Source organism: Dietzia massiliensis, assembly GCF_018390595.1.
In the GTDB taxonomy this organism is placed as follows: Bacteria; Actinomycetota; Actinomycetes; order Mycobacteriales; family Mycobacteriaceae; genus Dietzia; species Dietzia massiliensis.
Window position 1 is genome coordinate 25769 of sequence record NZ_JAHBAV010000022.1, and the last position, 24599, is coordinate 50367.

The window sequence follows — 24599 nt, forward strand, 5'->3', positions numbered from 1 at the left end:
GGCCCGCAGCCCGTTCACCTGCAGGAAAGGCCCTCATGGTCGTCCATCTCAGCACCCAGGCGACACCGAGCCCGACCCCCGCGCGGGGGTTGACCCGCCTGCGCTCGCCCTACGTCCTGTTCGTGGTCGTGGTGCTCGTCCTCGGTGCGCTCGTCTGGGCCGCGGCACTGCGCGGAGACGACGCCGCCACCCAGGCCGTCGCCTGCCCGCTCCCGCCGGCGGCCGAGGAGGCGGGCCTCGAGGAGGAGTCCGTGGACGCCCTCGATCAGGTCGCGCCGGCGCTGCTCGCCGACACCCGCATCCGGGTGCTCAACGCGAACGGCCAGAGCGGGCAGGCCGGTGCGGTCGCCGCCGAGCTGGCCGAGCGCGGATTCCAACCGGCGGGCTCGGACGCGATCGGCAACGACCCGGTCTACGGGCAGGCCCTCGAGTGCCACGGTCAGATCCGCTACGGCGAGGCGGGCCGGGCCGCCGCCCGCTCGCTCTCCCTCGCCGCGCCGTGCATGCAGCTGGTGACCGACGGCCGCACCGACGGCACCGTCGACCTGGCGCTCGGCACGACGTTCTCCCGCCTGTCCGATTCCACCGCCGCCGTCGGCGCGCTCGACGAGCTCAAAGTGGGTCGCCAGCCCATCTCCTCCGAGCTCGACGCCGCGCGCGCCGTCAGCTGCTGAGCCGTCCGGTCGCGCCCGCGAGCGCGGAGAGGAACTCCGGCGCCACGCCGGGCGTGGCGCCGGTGGTGGGCACGGCGTCGTCCTCCGACACCGCCACCACTGCCCCGGCCTCGGCCGCGATCAGCGCGCCCGCCGCGTGGTCCCAGTATTTGAGCCCGCGCTCGTAGTAGGCGTCCAGCCGGCCGGTGGCCAACATGCACAGATCCAACGCCGCGGACCCGCACCGGCGGATGTCACGGACCCGCGGGAGCAACTCGGCCACCACGCGGCCCTGCTCCGCCCGGATCCCCGCGTCGTAGGCGAACCCGGTTCCGACCAGGGCGAGCGACAGGTCCGCGCAGTCCGACACGCGCAGCGCCGTCGTGGTGCCGTCCGCCTCCCTCAGGGCCGCGCCCCGGCCCGAGCCCCCGCTCCAGGTCTCCCGCGTGACGATATTGTGGACCGCCCCCGCGACCACGACGCCGTCCACCTCGGCGGCCACCGACACCGCCGTGAACGGGATCCCGTACAGCAGGTTGACCGTCCCGTCGACGGGGTCGACGACCCACCGGACCCGCGGCTCGCGCGCACCGGCGATGTCCCCGTCCGTCGGCACGCCCCCCGGATCGCCCGGGGTCTCGTGCGTGTCGTGCGCGACCTCCCCGCCCTCCTCGCCGAGGACCGTGCCGCCCGGGCGGGCGGCCGCGATCTCCCGCCGCAGGTGCTCCTCCACCGAGGTGTCGATGACGGTCACCGGATCGGTCTCCGACGACTTGGACCGCGAGCCCAGCCCCTGCGAACCCGGCCCCCGCGAGTCGAACTCGGCCAGCATCCGCCGGGCCACGTCACCGCCCGACACCGCCACCCTCTCGGCCAGCTCCCGTAACCCGTCGACGAACTCCGGGCCGGTCCGGCCGGCCTCCTCTGCTGCTCCGCTGGACGTCATGTGCCCCTCCTCGTCGTCGTACCCCTCCGGGGCCCGTACTCGGACCCGCCGGACGGGCGCGGCGGTGAACCCGCCCCGGGGCCCGCCGGACCGATACGCTGGCCCGCGGGCGCCCGACGCCCATCGTGCCCCGACGGCCCGGGCACCTGACAACCGACGCCGTGCCCCGCACGGTCCACCCCACGGGAGCCCCACATGTCCAGCCCCTCGCCCCTCTCCGCCGTCCCGCCGACGGAGACGCCGACCGGACTCGGCGTGGACGTCGGCGGCACCGGCGTCAAGGTGGGGCTCGTCGACCTCGCGCGCGGGGAACTCATCGGCGACCGGCTCGGCCGCCCCACGCCCCAGCCCGCCACCCCCGACGCCGTCGCCGCGCTCATCCGCGAGATGGTCGCCGAATTCGACTGGCGCGGCCCGGTGGGCGTCGCCCTCCCGAGCGTCATCCACGAGGACGTGGCGCGCATCGCGCACAACATCGACCACTCCTGGATCGGCTGCGACGTCGTCGACCTCTTCGACCGGCACCTACCGGGCCGCACCGTCCTCATGCTCAACGACGCCGACGCCGCCGGCCTCACCGAGGTCCACTACGGCGCCGGTGAGGGCGTCGACGGGCTGGTCATCCTGCTGACGTTCGGCACCGGCATCGGCTCAGCCCTCCTGCTGGACGGCAGGTTGCTACCCAACACCGAGTTCGGCCACCTGATGGTCGAGGACATCGCCGGGCGCGGTTTCGACGAGGCCGAGCACCTGGCCTCCGCCTCCGTCCGCGCCCGCGACGGACTGAGCTTCGAGGAATGGGCCCCGCACGTGTCCAACGTGCTGCGCGCCATCGAGGACCTCCTCTGGCCCCGCGCCTTCGTCCTCGGGGGAGGTGTCAGCGAGGCCGCCGGCCAGTGGTTCCCCCTGCTCGAGAACCGCACCCCCGTCCGCGCGGCCGTCAGGCTCAACGACGCCGGGATCATCGGCGCGGCGCTCTACGCCGCAGGTCACTCGGGGGTGCTCGACCTCGGCCGGGTCCTGCCCGACGTGGGCGTCTGACCCGGGCTAACCCCGCCGGATGCAACCCCCCGGACAGAATCTCGTTACAATGGCGCAGGCCGGGAACACGTACCGGCCGGGGACGGGCCCGGTACCGCAAGGCGGACGGCTCGCATGTCTGCAGACCAGGCGGCATCGATCCCCGATTCCCATCGAGTAACCGGTTGTGAAGGGGCGTTTGTGGCAGCCACGAAGACCACCAGTTCGGATTCCGCGGCGAGCGGCGATCCGTCGGGCACCGAGGTCACTGGCGAGGCCCCCGCCAAGAAGACCGCCGCGCGCAAGGCGCCCGCGAAGAAGACGGCGGCCAAGAAGACCGCCGCCAAGAAGGCCCCGGCGAAGAAGACCGCCGCCAAGAAGACCGCCTCCCCCGCGGGCGCCGACGTGGTCGAGGACGACCAGTTGGAGGACGCCGGGGATTCTATCGAGGTCGAGCCCGACACGTCCGAGCTCGAAGACGTCGAGGTGGATGTCGAGAGCGTCGAAGACGAGCAGGCCGACGAGGAGACCAAGGCGGAGCCCAGCGCCAAGGACAAGGCGTCGGGCGACTTCGTCTGGGACGAGGACGAGTCCGAGGCCCTCCGCCAGGCCCGCAAGGACGCCGAGCTCACCGCCTCCGCCGACTCCGTCCGCGCCTATCTCAAGCAGATCGGCAAGGTCGCCCTCCTCAACGCCGAGGAGGAGGTCGAGCTCGCCAAGCGCATCGAGGCCGGCCTATACGCCACCTGGTACATGGCACAGGTCATCGAGCGCGGCGAGAAGCTCACCACCGCGCAGCGCCGCGACTTCAAGTGGATCGAGCGGGACGGCGTGCGCGCCAAGAACCACCTCCTCGAGGCCAACCTCCGACTCGTCGTGTCGCTGGCCAAGCGCTACACAGGCCGCGGCATGGCGTTCCTGGACCTCATCCAGGAGGGCAACCTCGGCCTCATCCGCGCCGTCGAGAAGTTCGACTACACCAAGGGCTACAAGTTCTCCACGTACGCCACGTGGTGGATCCGTCAGGCCATCACCCGCGCGATGGCCGACCAGGCCCGCACCATCCGCATCCCGGTGCACATGGTCGAGGTCATCAACAAGCTCGGTCGCATCCAGCGCGAGCTGCTCCAGGACCTGGGCCGCGAGCCCACCCCGGAGGAGTTGGCCAAGGAGATGGACATCACCCCGGAGAAGGTGCTGGAGATCCAGCAGTACGCCCGGGAGCCCATCTCGCTGGACCAGACCATCGGCGACGAGGGCGACTCGCAGCTCGGCGACTTCATCGAGGACTCCGAGGCCGTGGTGGCCGTGGACGCCGTGAGCTTCACCCTGCTGCAGGACCAGCTCCGTTCCGTGCTCGACACCCTCTCCGAGCGTGAGGCGGGCGTGGTGCGACTGCGCTTCGGCCTTACCGACGGCCTGCCGCGCACCCTCGACGAGATCGGCCAGGTCTATGGGGTCACCCGTGAGCGCATCCGGCAGATCGAGTCCAAGACCATGTCCAAGCTGCGGCACCCGTCACGCTCGCAGGTTCTGCGGGACTACCTGGACTGACAAGACCGCTGCAGCGGGCCTTCGCCGGACGACCGGCGGGGGCCCGTTCTCGTCTGTGCGGACCGGCTCAGGTGTGCCTTCCGTGTACACCGCCCTCTGCCATCGCGCGTCCTCCGGCGCGGCACCCGACCCCGGAGTAGGGGCGTTCACCAGCTGCGGAGCAGGCTGATCCGTTCCCGGATCTGCTCGGCGGAGGCCATCGGCACGGGCGGGCCACCACACGCGTTGCGCAGCTGGGTGTGGATCGCGCCGTGCGACTTGCCCAGCCGGCCTGAGTACACCGACACGAGGGTGTTGAGCTGGCGTCGCAGGTCCTTGAGTTCGGCGGCGGAGGCCACCCGGTCCGCGGCGGCCCCGGCATGGGCACCGGGCCCGGCCGCGTTCCCGGGAAGCGTCGTGCCTGCCACCGACGGGTCGGAGCCCACGACGGCGACCGCGCCGGGTCCGGAGGAAGACTCCGCGGACGCCCGCTTGATCTGCTCCTTCTCCCGCTGCCGCAGGAGCGCCTTGACGTCGTCGGCTCCCAGCAGTCCGGGCAGGCCGATATAGTCGGCCTCCTCCTCGCTGCCGGCGAAGGTCGCGGTCCCGTAGGAGGACCCTTCGTACACGATCTGGTCGAGTTCCGCGTCGGCGCCGAGGGAGATGTAACCTCGGTCCTCCTCGTCCTCGGTGTTCTCGTCCTGCTGCTGGTTCGCCTGGGCGAGGAGCTGGTCCTCCAGCCCCTCCTCCCGGTGTGGCTTGCCCAGGACGTGGTCGCGCTGGGCCTCCATCTGCGAGGCCAGCTGCAGGAGTACAGGCACGGACGGCAGGAACACCGAGGCGGTCTCCCCCGGCCGGCGGGAGCGCACGAAACGGCCGATGGCCTGGGCGAAGTACAGGGGCGTGGAGGCGCTGGTGGCGTAGACGCCCACGCACAGCCGGGGGACGTCGACGCCCTCGGACACCATCCGCACGGCGACCATCCACTCGTCGGTCGAGTCGGAGAAGGTGCCGATCCGGCTGGAGGCCGTGGGGTCGTCGGACAGGACGAGCGTCGGCGGCGTGCCCGTGATCTCGGTGAGCAGCGCCGCGTAGTCGCGCGCGCGTTCCTGGTCGGTCGCGATCACCAGGCCGCCGGCGTCGGGCACCCCGCCCGCACGGATCTGCCGCAGGCGCGTGTGGGCGGCCTGCAGGACGGCCGGCATCCAGTCGCCGTGGGGGTCCAGCGCGACGCGCCAGGCGCGGGACATCTGGTCGGCGCTCAGGGGCTCGCCGAGGCGGGCCGAGAACTCCTCGCCGGCGTTGCTCCGCCAGCGGGCCTCGCCCGAGTAGGCGAGGAAGACGACCGGCCGGACGACGCCGTCGGCCAGGGCGTCGGCGTAGCCGTACGAGTGGTCGGCCTTGGAGCGCTGGTGCCCCTGCCCGTCGGGTTCGTAGGTGACGAACGGGATCGGGCTGTCGTCGGAACGGAAGGGGGTACCCGTCAGCGACAGGCGCCGCTCGGCGTCCTCGAACGCCTCGCGGATCGCGTCACCCCAGCTCTTCGCGTCGCCGCCGTGGTGGATCTCGTCGAGGATCACCAGTGTCCGCCTCGAGGCGGTGCGTTCGCGGTGTTTGAATGGGTGCGCGGCCACCTGGGCGTACGTCACCACCACCCCGTGGTACTCGGGAGCCAGGGCGCCCGAGGAGTTGGAGTACTCGGGGTCGAGCGCGATGCCGGATCGCGCGGCTGACGCAGCCCACTGGTACTTGAGGTGCTCGGTGGGGGCGACGACGGTGATGGCGTCGACTGTGCGGTCGGCGAGGAGCTCGGAGGCGACCCGCAGACCGAAGGTCGTCTTACCGGCGCCCGGCGTTGCCACGGCCAGGAAGTCCTTCGGCCGCGCCATGAGGTACTTGCGCAGAGCGGTCCGCTGCCAGGCGCGCAGCGAACCACCCCCGGCGGGGCGGGGGGCGGATTCTGCGGTCGTCTCGTCTGGGCCCGGGACCGCGCCGGGGTCACTCACCAGGCTTCAGAGTCTCGTAGACGCGCTTGCACTCCGGGCACACCGGCGAGCCGGGCTTGGCGGAGCGGGTGACCGGGAAGACCTCACCACACAGGGCGATCACGTAGGTGCCCATGACCGCGCTCTCCGCGATCTTGCTCTTGTCCACGTAGTGGAAGAACTTGGGCGCGTCGTCCTGCGTCTCCTCGGTCGTGGTGACCTCGGGGCGCTCGAGTGTCTTGGTCCGGGTGGTGCTCACCCCCTCATGATGCCGCACCCGGGCGTCGCCGCGCCAACGCCGGAGTACCTTGGGCCCCATGGCACCCGACTTCCGCCGTCAGCGATCCGGCGAACGGGACGACACCTCGAGACCCGTGCTCATCACGGGCGCGCGGGAGTCCTACCGGGACGAGCTCGCGGCCCGGAAGAAGCGCTACTTCGTGCTGATGAGCGTGCGGATCCCCGCGCTGCTCCTGGCCGCGGGGTCGCTCGCCCTCTGGAACAATCCGTGGATCGCGTTGGCGATCGTGGCGGGGTCCATCCCGATCCCGTGGATCGCGGTCATCGGGGCCAACGACCGGCCGCCCCTGCCCAAGGGGCAGGCCCGGACGTACACGGCCGGGAGCCTGCCCTCGAACGCCCCGTACGCGTTACCGTCCAGTCTCACCGGCGCCGCGAACGGCTCCCGTCCGGACGCCGACACCGGGGGCGGCCGGGCGATCGGGCCGCCGCCGGGTGCGGCCGGCCGCGGCGGCGACACCCGCGACCGGACCGACGGCGGGACCGACTCGCCCCGGGCCGACAGCGCCCCCCACGACCGGGCCGACAATGGGACGGACTCCCCCGGCTCCGGGTCTCCTTGCAGCCACCCCACCACCCACGAGAGCGACACCGACCAGTGACGAGCCCGACCCCGACCCTCGCCGATCTCGCGCCCGCGCTCGCGGACGCCTTCCGCCGACACGACTACACGGTCGAGGGCCTCGAGCGCAGGCTCCGGCCGGAGGCGGTCGCGGCGCTGGGCAGGTCGGACGCCGCGACGGTGCGCCGATACGCGTGCTCGGCAGGTCCGGCCGGGCTGCTGGTGCGCCTGTTCGCGCTGGGTGATCCGCTGCCGACGTCCGCGGTGACGGACGCGCTCCCCGGCGTCGAGCCGCGCGCAGGCGTGGACGCCGGCCTGTGGGAGCCGGCCGACGGCGGTGCGGCACTGCGCGCGGTGGTCGACCTGCGCCCGGTGGACACCGGCCACGGGACGCGGTGGGTGTTCGCGGATCCCGACGGGTCGATGGTGCGGACCGTCACCCGGCCGGACCACGTGCTGGGGGTCGGCCAGGCGACGCTCTCGCTGCTGCGGGTCACGCCCACCTCGCCGACCGGGTCGGTTCTGGACGTGGGCACCGGGTGCGGCATCCAGATGGTCCACGCGTTGGACACCGCCGGATCCGCCACCGGGACCGACATCACCCCGCGGTGCCTCGAACTGGCCGCCGCGACGCTGGCGATCAACGACCTGCGGGCCGAGCTACTGCGGGGCTCGTGGTTCGAGCCGGTGGCGGGCCGTCGATTCGACCGGATCGTCGCCAATCCCCCGTTCGTGGTGGGGCCGCCGGAGACCGGGCATTCGTACCGCGAGTCAGGCCTGGCGCTCGATGGTGCGAGTCGGACGGTGGTGTCCGGCGCCGCCGACCATCTGGCGGACGGCGGGACGGCCGTCATGTTGGCGTCCTGGGTGGAGCGCGAGGACACCGATTGGCGGAGCCGGGTGGCCTCGTGGGTGCCGTCCGAGGGCGTGGACGCCTGGATCCTCCGCCGGGACGTCTCCGAGCCGGGACTGTATGTGTGGACGTGGCTCACGGACGAGGGCATGGATCCGCGGGACGAGTCCACGTGGCGGGCGACGGACCGCTGGCTGGACCACTTCGAGGCCGAGGACGTCGCCGGGGTCGGGTTCGGCTACGTGTATCTCCGCCGCGTCGAGGGACCGTCGTCGGTGTTGTGCGAGGACCTCACCCATCCGTTCGGCGAAGGCCTCGGGGACGAGGCGGAGGCGTATTTCGCGCGCACCGCGTGGCTGCGCGCGGCCGCCGGGCGCCACGGCGGGCAGGACCGCGCTCTGGACGCGACCGTGTTCACGGTCTCGCCCGACGTCCACCTGCACGTCTCGGAATCCCTCGCACCGACCGACCCGGAGGGGGCGGGCGCGCCGGGCGCGTCGACCGTGGTGGTGGAGCGCGTGACCGGCGCCCGCTGGCGCCACGAGATCGACCCTCTCACCGCGGCGGTGCTGAAGGGCGCCCGGACGGGCGCGCTTCCGTTGGAGGACCTGGTGGTGCTCGCCGCGGCCGGCGCCGGTGAGGATCCGGACGAACTGGCCGCACCCGTCCGACGGGTGATCGCGGACCTGTTCGTGCACGGGTTCGTGGTGCCGGTCGGTGTGCCGGGCCTCCTGCCGCCGGGGGCCGTCGCCGCCGCGCCCGGGGGGCCGCGCGGGTGAGGGCGGTCATCTCGCGCGTCACCGAGGCGTCGGTGACCGTCGACGGAGAGCTCGTCGGGTCATTGTCGGCGCCCGGCCTCCTGGTATTGCTGGGGGTCTCGAACGACGACGACGAGGCGGACGTCGCGACGATGGTCCGCAAGATCTCGGAACTCCGGATCCTGCGGGAGGAGCGCAGCGTCGCGGAGGTGGGCGCCCCGGTGTTGGTCGTCAGTCAGTTCACGCTGATGGGCTCGACCGCCAAGGGCAGGCGACCGTCGTGGGCGAGGGCGGCTCCCGGGGACAGGGCCGAGCCCGTGGTCCGGGCGGTGGTGGCCGGTCTGCGTGAGCGGGGACTCGAGGTGTCCACGGGCGTGTTCGGCGCGATGATGCAGGTCCACTCCGTCAACGACGGCCCGTTCACGGTGTTGGTGGAGACGCCGGGCTCGGCCTGAGCCGCCGACGCGGCAGGGTGACGGCCTTTACGGCACGGTCCGTGACCGAAATCATCGGTCGGGGAACATTGCCGTCACCCCCGTCGTTGTAGGTGTACGTGACCGTGACCCGGGCACGCGCCTGATCCGTCCACCAGCAACCGAACGCCGGCCTCGTCACAAGGCCAGGCAGGAGGAGGAGACATGACGTCAGCCATCACCCGATCGGACCGTCGGACGGAGGCGGATCCGGAAGGCCAGAGCCCGAGCGCTGACCTGGTCCGTGTCTACCTCAACGGGATCGGCAAGACGGCTCTGCTGAACGCCGAGGACGAGGTGGAGCTGTCCAAGCGGATCGAGGCCGGTCTCTATGCCAAGCACCTGTTGGAGACCAAGAAGCGTCTCGGCCCGGTGAAGAAGGCGGATCTCAAGACGATCGTCGCCGAGGGCGAGGCCGCCCGCGCCCACCTCCTCGAGGCCAACCTGCGTCTGGTGGTCTCGCTGGCCAAGCGCTACACGGGCCGGGGGATGCCGCTGCTGGATCTCATCCAGGAGGGCAACCTGGGCCTGATCCGTGCGATGGAGAAGTTCGACTACGCCAAGGGCTTCAAGTTCTCGACCTACGCCACGTGGTGGATCCGCCAGGCCATCACGCGCGGCATGGCCGACCAGTCGCGCACGATCCGTCTCCCGGTCCACCTGGTCGAGCAGGTCAACAAGCTCGCGCGCATCAAGCGTGAGCTGCACCAGCAGCTGGGCCGCGAGGCCACACTCGAGGAACTGGCCGAGGAGTCGGGGATCCCCGCTCACAAGATCGAGGAGCTCCTCGACCACTCGCGCGACCCGGTGAGCCTGGACATGCCGGTCGGCGCGGACGAGGAGGCCCCGCTCGGCGATTTCATCGAGGACGCCGAGGCCACCAGCGCCGAGAACACGGTGGTGTCCAACGTCATGCACTCGGACGTGCGCGCCGTGCTGGCCACTCTCGAGGAGCGTGAGCAGCAGGTCATCACCCTGCGGTTCGGGCTCGACGACGGGCAGCCCCGCACCCTCGACCAGATCGGCAAGCGCTTCGGCCTGTCCCGTGAGCGCGTCCGCCAGATCGAGCGTGAGGTCATGGCCAAGCTCCGTGAGGGCCGTCGCGCCGACAAGCTGCGGTCCTACGCGGTCTGATCCTCCCCGACCCCGGTCACACTCCGGCGGCCCCGCCCACGAAGGGCGGGGCCGCCGCTCGTCTGTGCCGGTGCCCGCGTGGTCGTCGCCGCGGCCACCGGGCACCGGGCACCGGGCACCGGCGTCAGCGGAGCCTGCGGGGCCCCTCGTTCCCGCTGAAGCGGGGCGGCGGACCGAGCCGCACAGTGGCGTAGAGCACGGAGAGCCCGTCGGGTGCGGCCAGTCCGGGGTCGATCGCCAGGCGGCGCAGTTCGGGGACGTCCTCCACCAGACATGACACCCGCCCCATGAGTTCCACAAGTGCGTCGCGGTCGACCGGCGCGTCCCCCGCGTAGCCGTCGAGGATCGGCGCCGCCCGCGGTCTGCCGAGGAGCGCCGACGCCTCGGAGGGGGAGATGGGCAGTGTGCTGAACGCCCGGTCGGCGAGCAGGTCGGAGAGCATCCCGGACAGTCCGAACGAGATCAACGAGCCGAAGATCGGGTGGTCCGCGACGCGGATGGTCACCGCGACGCCCTTCGTGGCCATCTTCTGCACGTGCAGCGACCGCGACCCGGTCGTGGACTGGAGCAGCGCGAAGGCGTGCCGCACCGCCGCGGAGTCGGCGAGGTCGAGGCGGACCCCCGACTGGTCGCTGCGGGTGCGCCACCGGTCACTCATCGCCTTGACCGCTACCGGGTAGCCCAGCTCGTCGGCCGCCATCACGGCCTGATCGACGTCGGTAACGACGCGGTAGTCGACGATGTCGATCCCGTAGCACTCGAGCAGGGCCCGGACCTGGCCCTGCGTGAGCTCGAACGACTCGGTCCCGGCGTGGAGCTGGGACAGCGAGTCCACGAGCTCGCGGGCCCGAGCGCGGTCGATATCGGAGTATTCGGCGGGCTCCTCGGCCGGCCGGTCGAGCCACTCGGCGTACCGCCGGGCCCGCACGAGCGCCGACACCGCGCGTTCCGGGTAGGGGTAGGACGGGATCGAACCGCGGGCCGCCACGCCCGACTCGTCCGTCACGGTCAACCCCTCGGGCAGGCCCTCGCCGGCGAGGAACGTACTCACCACCGGCTTGGCGCTCTCCGCCGCCGCCGCGCGGATCGCCTCGGCATAGGAGTCCGGATCCGTGGCGACCGGCGGGACGAACACCGTGAGAACCGAGTCGACCTCGTCACGCGCGAGCGCGTCCGCGATGGCCTCACGGAACTGCTCCGGCGACGCCCCGGCACCCAGGTCCACGGCGTGGGAGACGGTGAACCCCTGCTGACGGGCGGAGTCCCCGCCGAGCCTGCCGACGGCCGACGAGTTGCCCACGATCCCCAGGCGGCCGCCGGTGGGCAGCGGCTGGTAGGCGAGCAGGGTTGCGGTGTCGAACATGTCGGTGATGGAGTCCACCTGGATGAGGCCGGAGTCGCGGAACAGTCCCCCGATCGCGTTGGCGGTGAGGCCCTCCACGCCGGACTCGAGGTCGTCGACGGCCCGACGCACGACCACGACAGGCTTGTTGCGGGCCACGCGCCGCGCGATCCGCGAGAACTTGCGGGCGTTACCGAAGCTCTCCAGGTAGAGCAGGACCACCTCGGTCGAGGTGTCCGTGTCCCAGTACTGCAGCAGGTCGTTACCGGACACGTCCGCGCGGTTACCGGCGGAGACGAACGTCGACAGCCCGAGCCCGCGCCGCGCCGCGGCGGCGAGGATCGCGATGCCGAGCGCACCGGACTGGCAGAAGAATCCGGCCCGGCCCGGGCCGGGGACGACCTCGGCCAGCGTGGCGTTGAGCTTGACGTCGGCGGAGGTGTTGATCACACCGAGCGCGTTGGGGCCGACGACGCGCATCCCGTGCGCCCTGGCCTCGCTGACCAGTCGTCGCTCCGAGACGACTCCCGCGCTCCCCACGTCGGAGAACCCGGCGGAGATGACGACGAGCGTCGACACCCCCTTGGACAGGCAGTCGTCGAGGACCTCCGACATCGAGGCGGCGGGCACGGCGACGACGGCGAGGTCGACGGGATCCGGGATGTGCCGGACGCTCGCGTACGCGCGGACCGACTGCACCGAGGTGGCGTCCGAGTTGACGGGGTAGACGGGGCCGGCGAACCCGTTGCCGATGAGGTTGCGCATGACGGTGTGGCCGATCTTGCCCACCTGGTCGGACGCGCCGATCACGGCGACCGATCCCGGGTTCAGCACCCGCGCCAGGCTCCGGGCCTCCGCCGCGGCCTCCCGCGAGTTCCGGACGTTCGTCAGCGCCTCGGTGGGATCGATGGCGAACTCGAGGTGCAGCGTGGAGCCGTCGAAGGACCGTGAGATCTCGTACCCGGCTCGGCGGAACACCTGGATCATCGACCGGTTCTCGGAGAGGACCTCAGCCTCGAAGTGGTCGATCCCGCACTCGGCCGCCGCGCCGGCCAGGTGCTCGAGGAAGATCGAGCCCAGCCCCCGGCCCTGGTGCTGATCGGAGATCGTGAAGGCGACCTCCGCGAACGTGGAGTCCGGCAGCCGTTCGTAGATCGCCATCCCGATGATCTCCGCGCCCAACTCGGCGACGAACGCCATCCGGTCGCGGTAGTCGACGTGGGTCATCCGCCGTAGTTCCCGATCGCTCAGGACGTCCCGGGATCCGAAGTAGCGCAGGTAACGGGTGCGTTCGGACAGGCTGGTGTGGAAGCGGGCGATCTTCTCGGCGTCGTTGGGCAGGATCGGGCGGATCCGCACCGCCCGGCCGTCCGAGCCGAGGACGTCCGCGGCCCACTCGTGCGGGTAGCCCTCGGGGTACTCGTCGACCGAGGTGTCGGTCGAGGCGTGCTCGGGCGGATCGACCGCGGGGGGCGGATCGCCCGGACGCCCGCCGGGTTCCGGGGTCTCGGTCGCGGTGGGGCCGGTCGCGGGGTCGCCGGGGTGCGCCATGGGGTCCTCCAATGCGAGGTCGTGCCGGACGGGGCTCGAGAAGCGGTCAGTCCCGGGGGTCGTCGGGATCGAGCCCCAGCAGGGGGTAGACCGTGCGACGGGTGTCGAGGATCGACTGGTCCAGCCGGGCCAGCGAGCGGTCCATCTCGACCCCGCGGTCGGCGCCCGCCGGCTCCCACGGTGCGAACGTCGGCATCTCGCCGTCGCCCATCACCTTCGGGACCCGATCGGGAACGGTGAGCCGACCGGCGGCGGACCGCCACCCCTCCGGGATCGCCGTGCCCGGGTCGACCGGCGCCCCGAGAACCGCCGCGATGAGGTGGGTCCACGAGCGCGGGACCACCCGCACCAGCTCGTAGCCACCGCCGCCGACCGCGATGAGGCGCCCCTCGCAGAGCTCGTCGGCCAGGGCGATGACGTCAAGGTATGAACGCCGGTGTCCGTCGACGGTCAACGACAGATCGGCGAGGGGGTCCTCGCGGTGCGAGTCGCACCCCGCCTGCAGGACGATGATCTGCGGTTCGAACGCGCGCAGGACGCCCGGGACCACGGCGTGGAAACCGCGGAGCCAGAGGTCGTCGGTGACCGCGGGCAGGAACGCGAGGTTGACGGCCGTGCCCTCCGCGCGGCCCACGCCGGCCTCGGACGCCCAGCCCGTCGACGGCCAGAGGGTCGCGGGGTGCTGGTGCAGTGAGACCGTGAGGACGCGGGGATCCTCGTAGAACGCGGTCTGGACGCCGTCGCCGTGGTGGACGTCGATGTCGACGTAGGCGATGCGGTCGAAACCGTTGTCCAGCAGCCAGCTGATCGCCACGGCCGCGTCGTTGTACACGCAGAATCCGGCGGCGGCCGCGGGCATCGCGTGATGCATCCCGCCGGCGACGGAGACCGCGCGCGTCGCGGCCCCGCTGGCCACCGCGCGGGCGGCCGTCAGCGTGCCGCCGGCGACCGCCGCGCTGGCCTCGTGCATCGCCGGGAACGTCGGGTTGTCGGCCGTGCCCAGACCGTGGCTCATCCCGACGTGCTCCCCCGGCGACAGGTCGCCGGCCGCCTTCACGGCGTCGATGTAGCGCGAGGTGTGCACCCGCAGCAGCTCGTCGTCACCGGCCGTGCCGGGATCGAGCAACTCCACCCCCTGCAGCACGCCGAGTTCGGTGGCCAGCGACATGGTCAGGTCGAGGCGCCTCGGACTCATGGGGTGATCGGCGGAGTGTCGGTACTCGAGCAGCGACGGGCTCCACACCACCTTCGCCTCGACGCCGTCCGCGATCCCGGCCATGGCCACCGCCCTCTCGTCGGACCGGGTCTCTCCCGGCCCGCGCACCCCGCCAGATCCGTGGGGTACATCACCTCAACAATCTACGCGGCGACGACGGGGGCGGCCGATGAACGTCGGCTCCCCACCCCGGTCGGTGGCCCGACGGTAGTCTCGGTGTGAGAACCCGGTCGGTGTCGTCACCCACCGGGATGTCGATTCGAATCCAGACGTGGAGGACTGCAGCGTGAAGGACCTGGTGGACACCACCGAGATGTACCTCCGCACCATCTACGAACTCGAGGAGGAGGGCGTGATCCCGCTGCGGGCGCGGATCGCGGAGCGCCTCGAGCAGAGCGGCCCGACCGTGAGCCAGACGGTGGCCCGGATGGAGCGCGACGGGCTGGTGCTCGTCGCACCCGACCGGCACCTCCAGCTCACCGCCACCGGGCGCGAGCTCGCGGTGGACGTGATGCGCAAGCACCGCCTGGCCGAGCGGCTCCTGGTGGACGTGATCGGGCTCGAGCTCGAGAAGGTCCACGCCGAGGCGTGCCGGTGGGAGCACGTGATGAGCGACGACGTCGAACGGCGTCTCATCGAGGTGCTCGACGACCCCCGGACGTCGCCCTACGGCAATCCGATCCCCGGTCTGGACCGCATCGGCTACGCCGAGTCGACGCTCGACCATGGCGACCACGTCCGGCTCTCCGCGCTGCCCACCGACACACCGCACACCGTGCGCATCCGGGCGATCGGCGAGAACGTGCAGATCGACACGGACCTGATCTCCGAGTTCCGCGCCGCCGGCGTGGAGCCGCTCAAGACCGTCACCGCGACCCGCCGCGGGCACCTCGTCGAACTCGACTCGGGGGACGGCCGCACCGTCGAACTCGACGGCGACCACGCCCACGCCATCCAGGTCGAGATCCTGTCGTGAAACTCCTCGTCACCGGCGGGGCCGGGTACGTCGGCGGAGTGTGCGCCACCGTCCTCATCGAGCGCGGGCACGAGGTGGTGATCCTCGACGACCTCTCCACCGGTAACCGGGACGGCGTCCCCGAGGGGGCGACCTTCCTCGAGGGTGACGTCGCCGCCCGCGCGGGCGAGGTCCTCGACCCGTCCTTCGACGGCGTGCTGCACTTCGCCGCGCGCTCGCTCGTCGGCGAGTCCGTCGAGAAGCCCGAGGAGTACTGGCAGGGCAACGTGGTCACGTCGCTGGCCCTGTTGGACGCCATGCGGGCGGCCGGTGTCGGGAACCTCGTGTTCTCCTCCACCGCGGCCACCTACGGCGAGCCCGAGCAGGTGCCCATCACCGAGGACATGCCCACCCGGCCGACCAACACCTACGGGGCGACCAAGCTGGCGATCGACCACGCCATCACCTCGTACGCGGTCGCGCACGGACTCGCCGCGACCAGCCTGCGCTACTTCAACGTCGCCGGCGCCTACCACGGCGCGGGTGAGAACCGGGTCGTGGAGACCCACCTCATCCCGCTGGTGCTCCAGGTCGCCCTGGGTCACCGGGACCACATCAAGGTCTTCGGCGACGACTGGCCCACCCCCGACGGCACCTGCATCCGCGACTACATCCACGTCGCGGACCTCGCGGACGCCCACCTGCTGGCCCTGGAGTCCAACGCCCCGGGGGTCCACCGTGTGCTCAATCTCGGCAGCGGCGAGGGATTCTCCGTCCGCGAGGTGATCGACGTGTGCCGCGAGGTCACCGGGCACCCGATCCCGGACGTCGTCGCCCCCCGGCGCGCCGGCGACCCCGCGGTCCTCGTGGCCTCGAGCGCCCGGGCGATCGCCGAGCTCGGTTGGAACCCCACCCGGACGGACCTGCGCACGGTGGTCGAGGACGCCTGGGCGTTCACCGGGGCGCTCGGCGACCGCGCCCACTCGGCCCCCCGCTGACGGGCACGGTTCAGGCGGTCGCCGCCACCCTCCTGAGCCGCTCGGGCGCCATCCCGTGGTGCAGCCCCTGCAGCAGCAACCGGGCCAGATTGTTGCCCGGGTCGGCGTCGACGGCGGCCGACAACGCCGACCACGCGTGCACCCCGCTGCCCGCGAAGTACGACGCCGCACCCAACAGCAACAGCGCCACCGAGCGTTCGCGCGCGGGCCGACGACGCGCGACCGCCCACCACACGAGCCGCCGACCGTCGCGATCGCCCAGCCCCCGCTGCGCGAGACGTCGGTAGATCTCGTCACGAACGGCGATCACCAGCAGGTCCCGCCCGATGGCGGCGAGCTCGTCGTCGTCGACCTCCTCCCCCACTCCCAGCCGACGCGCGGCGTCGTCATGGCGCTCCACCGCCGCCGCGACCGCGCGCGCCCGCTCCGCGCGCCGGTCGCGTCCTCCTGCGGACCCGCCAGCCGGGCCGGCCGCATCCACCTCTCCCGCACCGCCCACGACGGCGTCATCCGGGCGGTCCTCGTCGCACGCGTCGGGGTCGCGGACGAGGTACAGCCGGTCGATCTCGTCCCTCGAGCCGGCCCGGACGCGGCCGTCGTACGCGTGTACCGCGGCGATCTGCGTCGTGTCCGGGTCGATCTGCACACCCCGGGTCATCCCGAACAGATCCACCCACGGCTCCCCCTCGGCGAACTCACCGACCCCGTAGGCCGCCTCCACCCCGGTGCCCGCCTCGCCCAGCCAGTATTCGAACGCCGACGCGGCGTCCTCCGCACGCAGCCCCGCCAGATACCCGTCCGCACAGTTCTCGTGGACCACCACCAGGTGCACCGAGTCGATGCCCTCCCGCGCGCAGAACCGCGCGAGTCCCCGCGCCGGGCCGGGGTCGATCGCCGGACGGACACGACCGATCGCGGCGTCGCCGGGGTCGCCCGCGTCACCGGGGAGGCCGTCCAGCGGGTCGTCGTCGAACCGGTCGGCGAGGTCGGCGAGGTCGTCGGGGTCGTCGGGGTCGTCGAGGAGGTCGTCGAGGAGGTCGTCGTCCCCGGGGAATCCACGGCCGTCGTCCAGCAGCCCGTCGACGTCCATCCGCACCACCGGCCCCTGTCCACCGTCCGCGGTGCGACCGCACAGGATCACCACCGACCCCGGCCCCGGCGGGAAGCCGAGCATCGCCGGTATCGAGGCGATCAGCTCCTCCGGCGAGGTGATCACCACCGTCGCCCGCCCGTCCGTGCCGCCCTCGTCCTTCAACTCGCCCGTCGTCATCGCTCGCCGCCCGTTCGTCTCGCGCGTCCACGCCCCGTCGTGGCGCGGTCCGCGGGTGTCGTGCACCGGACCCACCATCGGCCACCCCGGCGGCCGCTCCCCGCCCCGGGACGCCGGACCGACGGCCGCCTGTGGAGGGAGACGGGGCCTGTGGGGATCGCGCGGGAATCATCTCGCGGGTGGTGACGTTGTGACAGTGGTGAACCCCCGTCCCGGATGGACGACCGGGCGAACCCCGCCACCGACGGACGGGGTGTGGTGACGAGAGGAGTCGACATGGCCAGGCACAGCGATCTGTACCGACTGATCGAACCCGTTCCCGACCTGCGTTCCGAGGACGGCCGCGGGCCGGTCCTCGTGCACGGACTGGAGGGCTTCTCCGATGCCGGACTGGCGATCCAGGGCGTGTCCGAGCATCTCCGCGAGAGCCTGGACTCCCAGCTCATCGTCGAGTTCGACGTCGACGAGCTCGTGGACTACCGCTCGCGCCGCCCGCATCTCAAGTACTCGTTCGACCGCTTCGCGGACTACAACGAGCCGACCATCCAGATGCACGCGGTCAAGGCCTCCGACGGAACGTCCTTCCTGCTCCTGTCCGGGCTCGAGCCGGATCTCAAGTGGGACGGCTTCACCGAGTCCGTGATCGACCTCGCCGGGTCCTTCGGGGTCCGGATGTCGATCGGGCTGGGAGCGATGCCCCTCGGCGTCCCCCACACCCGGCCCACCAACTCGAGCGCCCACGCCAGCGATGTGGACCTCATCAAGGGGTTCTCCGCCTGGCCCGGCGAGTTCTCGGTGCCCGGCAACGTGACCTCCCTGCTCGAGCTGCGGATGGCCGAACACGGGATTCCCTCCGCGGGCTTCACCGTGCACGTGCCGCAGTACCTGTCGCAGACGGCCTACCCGGCAGCCGTGCTGCACCTGGTCGGCAGCATCGCCAAGATCGCCGACCTCGAGCTGCCCACCGCCGAGCTGGAGAAGGCCGCCGAGGAGTTCACCGCCCAGGTCAACGCGCAGATCGCGCAGAGCCCCGAGATCCTCACCGCCGTGGAGCTCATGGAGAAGCAGTACGACGAGTTCATGGAGACGCGCCTCGGTTCCGACTCCCTCAACCCGGGCGGCAAGCCACTGCCGTCGGGCGAAGAGATCGGAGCGGAGTTCGAGCGGTTCCTCGCCCAGCAGACGGGCGACGGCGGGCAGGGCGACGACCCGCAACGCGACGGGTGACGCCCGCCGGCGACTAGGCTCGGCCGGGTGCAGCTGCCCCAACTCCTCACCGATCTCGACGACGTCCCCGCCGACCTCCACGAGGAGGCGGTGTTCGACGCGTTCGTGGCCTGGGCCGCGGACCGGGGTCTGACGCTGTACCCGGCCCAGGAGGAGGCCGTACTCGAGATGGCCGCCGGGAGCCACGTCGTGCTCGCCACCCCCACCGGGTCAGGCAAGTCCCTGGTCGCCCTCGGCGCCCACTTCGTCGCGATGGCCCGCGGTCAGCGCAGTTACTACACCGCGCCTATCAAGGCGCTCGTGAGCGAGAAGTTCTTCGCGCTGTGCGAGGTGTTCGGGGCCGAGAACGTCGGCATGCTCACCGGCGACGCCGCCGTCAACGCCGACGCCCCCATCGTCTGCGCGACGGCCGAGATCGTCGCCAACATCGCGCTGCGCGAAGGGGCGGGCGCCGAGATCGGGCAGGTGGTGATGGACGAGTTCCACTACTACTCGGAGCCCGACCGGGGCTGGGCGTGGCAGGTCCCGCTCATCGAGCTGCCCGACACCCAGTTCCTGCTCATGTCCGCCACGCTCGGCGACGTGGACTGGCTGCAGGAGGACCTGCACCGGCGCACCGGTCGGCAGTGCGTCTACATCGGCGGCACCGAGCGCCCGGTGCCGCTCTCGTTCGAGTACGCGCTGTCCGGCGTCCACGAGTCGGTCGAGCTGCTGCTGCGCGACGGCAAAGCCCCCGTCTACATCGTCCACTTCACCCAGGCCGCCGCGCTCGAACAGGCCCAGGCGCTGACCTCGCTCGCGGTGGCCGCCAAGGAGCGCAAGGCCGCCATCTCCGACGAGATCGGCGGCTTCCGGTTCACCACCGCCTTCGGCCGCACCCTGCGCAAGCTGCTGCTGCACGGCATCGGCGTCCACCACGCCGGGATGCTCCCCAAGTACCGGCGGCTGGTCGAGAGGCTGGCGCAGGACGGCCTGCTCACCGTCATCTGCGGGACCGACACCCTCGGCGTGGGCATCAACGTCCCCATCCGCACCGTCCTGTTCACCGGCCTGACCAAGTTCGACGGCCGCCGACAGCGCGTGCTCAAGGCGCGCGAGTTCCACCAGATCGCCGGGCGCGCCGGACGCGCCGGCTTCGACACCGAGGGATTCGTCGTGGTGCTCGCCCCCGAGCACGAGATCGAGAACGCCAAGGTTGCCGCGAAAGCCGCCGCGAACCCCAAGAAGAAGGCCAAGGCCGCCAAGAAGAAGCCCCCGGAGGGTTTCGTCAACTGGTCACGGTCCACGTTCGACAAACTCGTCGGCGCCCGGCCCGAGCAGCTGACCAGCCGCTTCGAGGTGAGCAACTCGATGCTGCTCAACATCATCTCCCGGCCGGGCAGCTGCTACGACCACATGCGGCACCTGTTGCTGTCCTCCCACGAGACCCGCGCGCGGGTGCGCCACCACGTCCTGCGCGCCATCGAGCTGTTCCGAGGGCTGGAGGCCGCCGGGATCGTCGAGCGCCTGGTCGAACCGGACGACGACGGGCGGCACGTGAGGCTGACGGTCGATCTCCAACGGGACTTCGCGCTCAACCAACCCCTGGCGCCGTTCGCGATCGCGGCGATGGAGGTCCTCGACCCCGACTCCCCGACGCCCGAGCTGGACCTGGTCTCCGTCATCGAGGCCGTTCTCGATGACCCGCGCCCGATCCTCTACGCCCAGCAGCGGGAGGCACGCGGCGAGGCGATCGCCGCGCTCAAGGCCGACGGTGTCGAGTATTCCGAGCGCATGGAACTGGTCGAGGACATCTCCTGGCCCAAGCCTCTGGCCGACCTCCTCGCCGACGCCTACGACGCGTACCGGACCGGGCACCCGTGGGTGGCCGGGATCGAACCGTCCCCCAAGTCGGTCATCCGGGAGATGGTCGAGCGCGGGATGACCTTCTCGGACCTGGTCTCGGCGTACGGGCTCGGCCGGTCCGAGGGCGCCGTCCTGCGCTACCTCACCGACGCCTACCGCGCGCTGCGCCAGACCGTCCCCGCCGACCGCCGGTCCGAGGAGTTCGACGACGTCGTGGAGTGGCTGGGCGAGCTGGTCCGGCAGGTCGACTCCAGCCTGCTCGACGAGTGGGAGCTGCTCACCGATCCCGACGTGTCCTCCGAGCGGGTCGCCGAGCTGGCCTTCGGCGAGACCGCGGGCGCAACCCGCCCGGTGACGGCGAACTCGCGGGCGTTCCGGGTGATGGTGCGTAACGCGATGTTCCGCCGCGTCGAACTGCTCGCCCGCGACGACATCGAACGACTCGCCGAACTGGACACCGACGTGCCCGAGCACCCCGACTGGGACTCGGAGATCGATGCGTACTGGGACGAGTACGACGAGATCGGGACCGGGCCCGCCGCGCGGGGCCCGGCGCTGTTCACCGTGAGCGAGTCGGGCCCCACGGTGGCGCCGGGGACGTGGCGGGTCCGCCAGGTGCTCGACGACCCCGAGGGCGACCACGGCTGGGCGATCGAGGGTGTGGTGGATCTCGCCGCCAGTGACGAGGCCGGCGAGGTCCGCTTCGCCTCACTCGCACTTCACGGGTGAGTCGCCACCGACCGGGGGGCCGCCCACCGGACCGGGGACCGTACGATGTCCGACGAACCCCCACCCGATGACTGGAGGCCTGCTGTGACCCCCCGCGTTCTCTACAAGCGACTCGCTCTGGCGGAGGTGGTCACCTGGACTCTCCTGATACTGGGGATGATCGGCAAATACGGCTTCGGGCAGGACTGGGCCACCTCGGTGGGCGGCGGCGTCCACGGATTCGTGTTCCTGTGCTACGTCGTGGCGACCCTGGCGGTGTGGACGGACAAGCGCTGGTCCGCCGGCACCGGGATCCTCGGTCTGGCCTCGGCGGTGATCCCGTACGCCACGGTCCCGTTCGAGCGGTCCGTCGAGCGCCGTGGCCTGCTCGAGGGCCCGTGGCGGCTCGGCCCGGGCGGCGACCGGCCCGACGGCCCGGCGGACCGGGTACTCGCCTTCGCGCTACGCTCGCCCGTCGTGGCGCTGCTGGTCACCCTGATCGTGGTGGCGATCGTGTTCTCGCTGCTGGTCACCGCCGGCCCGCCCACCGAGTGGTTCTCGTGAGCCAGACCCGCGAACCCGGCCGCCGCGAGCTCAACAAGGCCGACAAGCAGCGGCGCATCCACGCCGCCGCCCTCGAACTGTTCTCCCGGCACGGCTACTCGACCGTCACGACCCAGCAGGTGGCCGACCGCGCCGAGGTCGGGACGGGGACGCTCTTCCGCTACGCCCAGTCCAAGGGCGAACTCCTGTGCATGGTCGCCAACGAGGAGTTCCGCGCGATGGTCGAGTCCGTTCCCGAGACCGGGGACGCGGTCGAGGACCTGGTCGTCCTGTGCGAGCCCCTGCTGGTGGCGCTCGACAGGCAGCCGGAGAACATCGCCGCCTATCACCGCGAGACGTTGTTCGGGGAGGCCGGCCCCCACCGGGCCGAAGCGCAACGCATCCTCGGCGAGCTGCGGGAGCTCATCGCCGCCGTACTCGCGGGGTACGCGGGCGGCGCGGTGACACCCGCGGACATGGCCGGCGCCGCCCAGACCGTGTTCGACGTCCTCTACATGACCCTCGTGCGGTGCGGCGTCGAGCGCTCTTCCGCCAGCGAGGGACGCAGGGAACTCGAGGTGCACGTCCGGCGGGTCCTCTACGGCGTACTGACCGACCGCCCCGAGGGCGGCCCCACGTCGGACCCCGGCGACGGCGTCGACTCGACGGTCTGACGGGGCCGTGAGCGGACCCCGGTGGCGCGTGTCACTATGCGGCGGGCGAGACTGACCTCATGACCGAGGTTGACCAGACCACCGCCCGCCCCGTCAAGGACGCCTCCACCGTGATGGTGATCCGCGACTCCGATGCCGGCCCGGAGGTGTTCGTCGCGCGCCGCGTGAAGGGCATGGCCTTCGCCGGCGGGATGACCGTGTTCCCCGGGGGTGGCGTCGACGCCGCCGACGACGACCCCGACCTCGCCTGGACCGGCCCCGCCCCCGCGTGGTGGGCCGAGCGCCTCGGCTGCGACGAACCGCGCGCACGGCGGCTGGTCTGCGCCGCCGCCCGCGAGACCTTCGAGGAGTGCGGCGTCCTCCTCGCCGACCACCGGGACGGCGCGCCCGTCTCCGACGCGGGGCGGTACCACGCGGCGCGCACCGAGCTCGAGGCCCACGAGCTGTCGTTCAGTGCCTTTCTGGCCCGCGAGGAGCTGTCCCTCGCCGCGGATCGCCTGCGCCCGTTCGACCACTGGATCACCCCGTCGGTCGAGCCCCGCCGGTACGACACCCGGTTCTTCCTCGCCGCGCTACCCGTGGGTCAGGAACCCGACGACCAGACCACCGAGGTCGACCTCACCATGTGGGCGCGCCCGGTCGACCTGCTCGCCGACTTCCGCGCGGGTCACTCCATGCTCCTCCCTCCCACCTGGACCCAGCTCCGTCACCTGTCTGAGTTCCCGGACGTCGCCGCCGCCCTGGCGGCGGAACGCACGATCTCACCGATCGAGCCGGAGATCATCGAGCACCGCGGCGGCATCCGGGTGGGCTTCGACGGTTCCGACGAGTACTGGGCGGACCACCAGGCGGGGCACGCGCGCGAGAACGCCTGACCAGGCGCCGACGATCCCCGGCCCCTGCGGGTCGGACACCGCCCGAACCGCTGACGGGCGCGGTGACTCGATGGTTGACTGCCAAGCATGCCGGCATTCGAGTTCGACGTGGACGCGTCGATCGCCGCCGGGTGGGACCGGTTCGCCTCCCGCCTGGCGGATCTCCTGCGTGACCTGATCCCCGGTGCCACCTTCGACCTGGCGGTGCCCGTCCTCGGCGCGCCGTCGCCCCTCACGCCGTTCATCCGCTTCACCGCGGTGGGACAGCGGCGACTCGAAGCCGAGGTCTCCGGGGGTGGATCGGACGACGCCCCCGCCCCGCTGCGACCCGCGCAACTCGCGCAACTGGCCGCGCTCGGCTGGCGGGCCGCGGACGCCGAGGCGACGGCGATGCCGACACCCGGGCCCCAGGTCGCCCTGCCCACGGACCGGGCCACCGAACTCGCCCACCTCGTCGCCGGCACGCTCGAGCAGGTCTTCGGAATCCGACACCCGGTCTTCCTCCACGACGTGGCCGACGTCGACGACCCAGACGCCCGGGCTGCGGCGTCCGGCCCGGATCCCGCGGACGCGAGCGCGGCACGCCCCGGCGGCCCCACGGAACCACACGGGAGCGGCGACGAGGACGACTTCCGCCCGCAACCCATCACCGACCCCGACCAGGCGACCAGAGCGGTGGGCGCGGCGCTCGCCGAGGTCTACCGCAGACGCATGCACCCCGACGAGCACGACGTGTTCACCGTTCCCGCGGGCTGTGTCCTGCTCTTCGTGCGCGCACACCGCTCCCTCCCCCTCATCGTGTTCCGCAGCCCGCTGGTGACCGGGGTGCAGGACGCGGCGGCGGCCGAGACCGAGGTCGCGATCCTCAACCGCGACTCACTGTGGTGCCGGTACGTGTTCGACGGCTCGACCATCACGGCCGAGTCGGAGTTCGTCGACAGGGTGTTCGTCCCCGTCAACTTCAAGATCCACCTCGCCGAGATCACCGCCGAACTCGACGACGTCTACCCCGATCTCGCGCGACGAGTCGCCGGCGGGAACTCCCGCGACCTGCGCGCCTCCGACGATCCCGGCACCGGTGAGACGTAGGATCGGCACCGCCGGGAAGGGCCCGGCGCCCGATCCCGCCACAGGAGTGCCCATGCGTCGCGCCGCCCTCGTCGCCGTGGTCACCGCAG

Annotated in this window: 21 protein-coding genes; 15 read left to right on the forward strand and 6 right to left on the reverse strand. The window is 72.0% G+C overall.

The features are described from left to right. Positions 1-35: 35 nt before the first annotated feature. On the forward strand, positions 36-674 hold the full coding sequence (gene cei / locus KHA85_RS08265; protein WP_007628749.1) for an envelope integrity protein Cei: 639 nt from the start codon (positions 36-38) through the stop codon (positions 672-674). Here the strand turns inward: cei and KHA85_RS08270 are convergent. Continuing rightward, complete coding sequence (locus KHA85_RS08270; RefSeq protein WP_007628748.1) at positions 664-1599, reverse strand: inositol monophosphatase family protein; 936 nt, start codon at positions 1597-1599, stop codon at positions 664-666. The genes cei and KHA85_RS08270 overlap by 11 nt on opposite strands. Positions 1600-1794: 195 nt before the next feature. On the opposite strand from KHA85_RS08270, the gene ppgK reads away from it, so the two are divergent. Together ppgK and KHA85_RS08280 are read left to right on the forward strand one after the other, a co-directional pair. Next, on the forward strand, positions 1795-2640 hold the full coding sequence (gene ppgK, locus KHA85_RS08275; RefSeq protein WP_213185425.1) for a polyphosphate--glucose phosphotransferase: 846 nt from the start codon (positions 1795-1797) through the stop codon (positions 2638-2640). A gap of 180 nt (positions 2641-2820) precedes the next feature. After that, positions 2821-4173, forward strand: coding sequence for an RNA polymerase sigma factor (locus KHA85_RS08280; RefSeq protein ID WP_308936896.1), 1353 nt, complete (start codon positions 2821-2823; stop codon positions 4171-4173). 146 nt (positions 4174-4319) lie between these two features. On the opposite strand, the gene KHA85_RS08285 is transcribed toward KHA85_RS08280, so the two are convergent. Continuing rightward, on the reverse strand, positions 4320-6158 hold the full coding sequence (locus KHA85_RS08285) for a DEAD/DEAH box helicase (protein ID WP_109148734.1): 1839 nt from the start codon (positions 6156-6158) through the stop codon (positions 4320-4322). Beyond that, positions 6151-6396 (reverse strand): DUF3039 domain-containing protein, encoded by a 246-nt coding sequence (locus KHA85_RS08290; protein WP_007628744.1) that lies wholly within the window; start codon positions 6394-6396, stop codon positions 6151-6153. Before KHA85_RS08290 ends, KHA85_RS08285 begins: the two co-directional genes overlap by 8 nt. A 58-nt stretch (positions 6397-6454) precedes the next feature. Between KHA85_RS08290 and KHA85_RS17975 the strand changes: the two genes are divergently transcribed. The 4 genes from KHA85_RS17975 (at position 6455) to KHA85_RS08310 (ending at position 10217) form a co-directional block, all read left to right on the forward strand. Further along, positions 6455-7039, forward strand: coding sequence for a DUF3099 domain-containing protein (locus KHA85_RS17975; RefSeq protein ID WP_236885371.1), 585 nt, complete (start codon positions 6455-6457; stop codon positions 7037-7039). Next, positions 7036-8631, forward strand: a complete 1596-nt coding sequence (locus KHA85_RS08300) for a DUF7782 domain-containing protein (protein ID WP_213185427.1) — start codon at positions 7036-7038, stop codon at positions 8629-8631. The genes KHA85_RS17975 and KHA85_RS08300 overlap by 4 nt, the downstream gene beginning before the upstream one ends. Continuing rightward, positions 8628-9065 (forward strand): D-aminoacyl-tRNA deacylase, encoded by a 438-nt coding sequence (gene dtd, locus KHA85_RS08305; RefSeq protein ID WP_061228813.1) that lies wholly within the window; start codon positions 8628-8630, stop codon positions 9063-9065. Before KHA85_RS08300 ends, dtd begins: the two co-directional genes overlap by 4 nt. A 183-nt stretch (positions 9066-9248) precedes the next feature. Next, positions 9249-10217 (forward strand): sigma-70 family RNA polymerase sigma factor, encoded by a 969-nt coding sequence (locus KHA85_RS08310; RefSeq protein WP_061228814.1) that lies wholly within the window; start codon positions 9249-9251, stop codon positions 10215-10217. A 124-nt stretch (positions 10218-10341) separates the two neighbouring features. Here the strand turns inward: KHA85_RS08310 and KHA85_RS08315 are convergent, their stop codons facing one another. Then, positions 10342-13110, reverse strand: coding sequence for a bifunctional acetate--CoA ligase family protein/GNAT family N-acetyltransferase (locus KHA85_RS08315; RefSeq protein ID WP_213185428.1), 2769 nt, complete (start codon positions 13108-13110; stop codon positions 10342-10344). A gap of 46 nt (positions 13111-13156) precedes the next feature. Further along, entirely contained in the window at positions 13157-14389 is a 1233-nt protein-coding gene (locus KHA85_RS08320; RefSeq protein ID WP_043566431.1) for an acetoin utilization protein AcuC, read from the reverse strand. Positions 14390-14612: 223 nt separating this feature from the next. Here KHA85_RS08320 and KHA85_RS08325 point away from each other — a divergent pair, with 223 nt between their 5' ends. Both KHA85_RS08325 and galE read left to right on the forward strand, forming a co-directional pair. After that, a complete protein-coding gene (locus tag KHA85_RS08325) occupies positions 14613-15302 on the forward strand; it encodes an iron-dependent transcriptional repressor DtxR (protein WP_007627547.1) in 690 nt (229 codons plus the stop codon). Next, a complete protein-coding gene (galE, locus tag KHA85_RS08330; RefSeq protein WP_007627545.1) occupies positions 15299-16279 on the forward strand; it encodes a UDP-glucose 4-epimerase GalE in 981 nt (326 codons plus the stop codon). Before KHA85_RS08325 ends, galE begins: the two co-directional genes overlap by 4 nt. A gap of 10 nt (positions 16280-16289) precedes the next feature. Here galE and KHA85_RS08335 read toward each other — a convergent pair whose 3' ends face one another. Further along, complete coding sequence (locus KHA85_RS08335; protein ID WP_308936897.1) at positions 16290-17615, reverse strand: DUF4192 domain-containing protein; 1326 nt, start codon at positions 17613-17615, stop codon at positions 16290-16292. A 210-nt stretch (positions 17616-17825) separates the two neighbouring features. Here KHA85_RS08335 and KHA85_RS08340 point away from each other — a divergent pair, with 210 nt between their 5' ends. From KHA85_RS08340 to KHA85_RS08365, 6 genes are all read left to right on the forward strand, one after another. Continuing rightward, positions 17826-18776: a proteasome assembly chaperone family protein gene (locus KHA85_RS08340; protein ID WP_213185429.1), complete on the forward strand. Its 951-nt coding sequence runs from the start codon at positions 17826-17828 to the stop codon at positions 18774-18776. Positions 18777-18803: 27 nt separating this feature from the next. Then, positions 18804-21350, forward strand: a complete 2547-nt coding sequence (locus KHA85_RS08345) for a DEAD/DEAH box helicase (protein WP_213185430.1) — start codon at positions 18804-18806, stop codon at positions 21348-21350. Between the two features lie 84 nt (positions 21351-21434). Continuing rightward, complete coding sequence (locus KHA85_RS08350; protein ID WP_109148739.1) at positions 21435-21893, forward strand: DUF3817 domain-containing protein; 459 nt, start codon at positions 21435-21437, stop codon at positions 21891-21893. After that, positions 21890-22546: a TetR/AcrR family transcriptional regulator gene (locus KHA85_RS08355; RefSeq protein WP_213185431.1), complete on the forward strand. Its 657-nt coding sequence runs from the start codon at positions 21890-21892 to the stop codon at positions 22544-22546. Before KHA85_RS08350 ends, KHA85_RS08355 begins: the two co-directional genes overlap by 4 nt. 59 nt (positions 22547-22605) lie before the next feature. Continuing rightward, positions 22606-23421, forward strand: coding sequence for an NUDIX hydrolase (locus KHA85_RS08360; RefSeq protein WP_007629024.1), 816 nt, complete (start codon positions 22606-22608; stop codon positions 23419-23421). A gap of 87 nt (positions 23422-23508) precedes the next feature. Further along, the gene (locus KHA85_RS08365) at positions 23509-24510 is read left to right on the forward strand and encodes a TY-Chap domain-containing protein (protein WP_070722051.1); all 1002 of its coding nucleotides are present in this window, start codon (positions 23509-23511) and stop codon (positions 24508-24510) included. Positions 24511-24599 lie beyond the last annotated feature (89 nt).

What these genes read in the sequence shown, in the direction of transcription:
- cei (WP_007628749.1), top strand. Translation starts at nt 36, where the DNA reads ATGGTCGTCCATCTCAGCACCCAGGCGACACCGAGCCCGACCCCCGCG.
- KHA85_RS08270 (WP_007628748.1), bottom strand. Translation starts at nt 1,599, where the DNA reads ATGACGTCCAGCGGAGCAGCAGAGGAGGCCGGCCGGACCGGCCCGGAG.
- ppgK (WP_213185425.1), top strand. Translation starts at nt 1,795, where the DNA reads ATGTCCAGCCCCTCGCCCCTCTCCGCCGTCCCGCCGACGGAGACGCCG.
- KHA85_RS17975 (WP_236885371.1), top strand. Translation starts at nt 6,455, where the DNA reads ATGGCACCCGACTTCCGCCGTCAGCGATCCGGCGAACGGGACGACACC.
- KHA85_RS08310 (WP_061228814.1), top strand. Translation starts at nt 9,249, where the DNA reads ATGACGTCAGCCATCACCCGATCGGACCGTCGGACGGAGGCGGATCCG.
- KHA85_RS08315 (WP_213185428.1), bottom strand. Translation starts at nt 13,110, where the DNA reads ATGGCGCACCCCGGCGACCCCGCGACCGGCCCCACCGCGACCGAGACC.
- KHA85_RS08320 (WP_043566431.1), bottom strand. Translation starts at nt 14,389, where the DNA reads ATGGCCGGGATCGCGGACGGCGTCGAGGCGAAGGTGGTGTGGAGCCCG.
- KHA85_RS08340 (WP_213185429.1), top strand. Translation starts at nt 17,826, where the DNA reads ATGGCCAGGCACAGCGATCTGTACCGACTGATCGAACCCGTTCCCGAC.
- KHA85_RS08360 (WP_007629024.1), top strand. Translation starts at nt 22,606, where the DNA reads ATGACCGAGGTTGACCAGACCACCGCCCGCCCCGTCAAGGACGCCTCC.
- KHA85_RS08365 (WP_070722051.1), top strand. Translation starts at nt 23,509, where the DNA reads ATGCCGGCATTCGAGTTCGACGTGGACGCGTCGATCGCCGCCGGGTGG.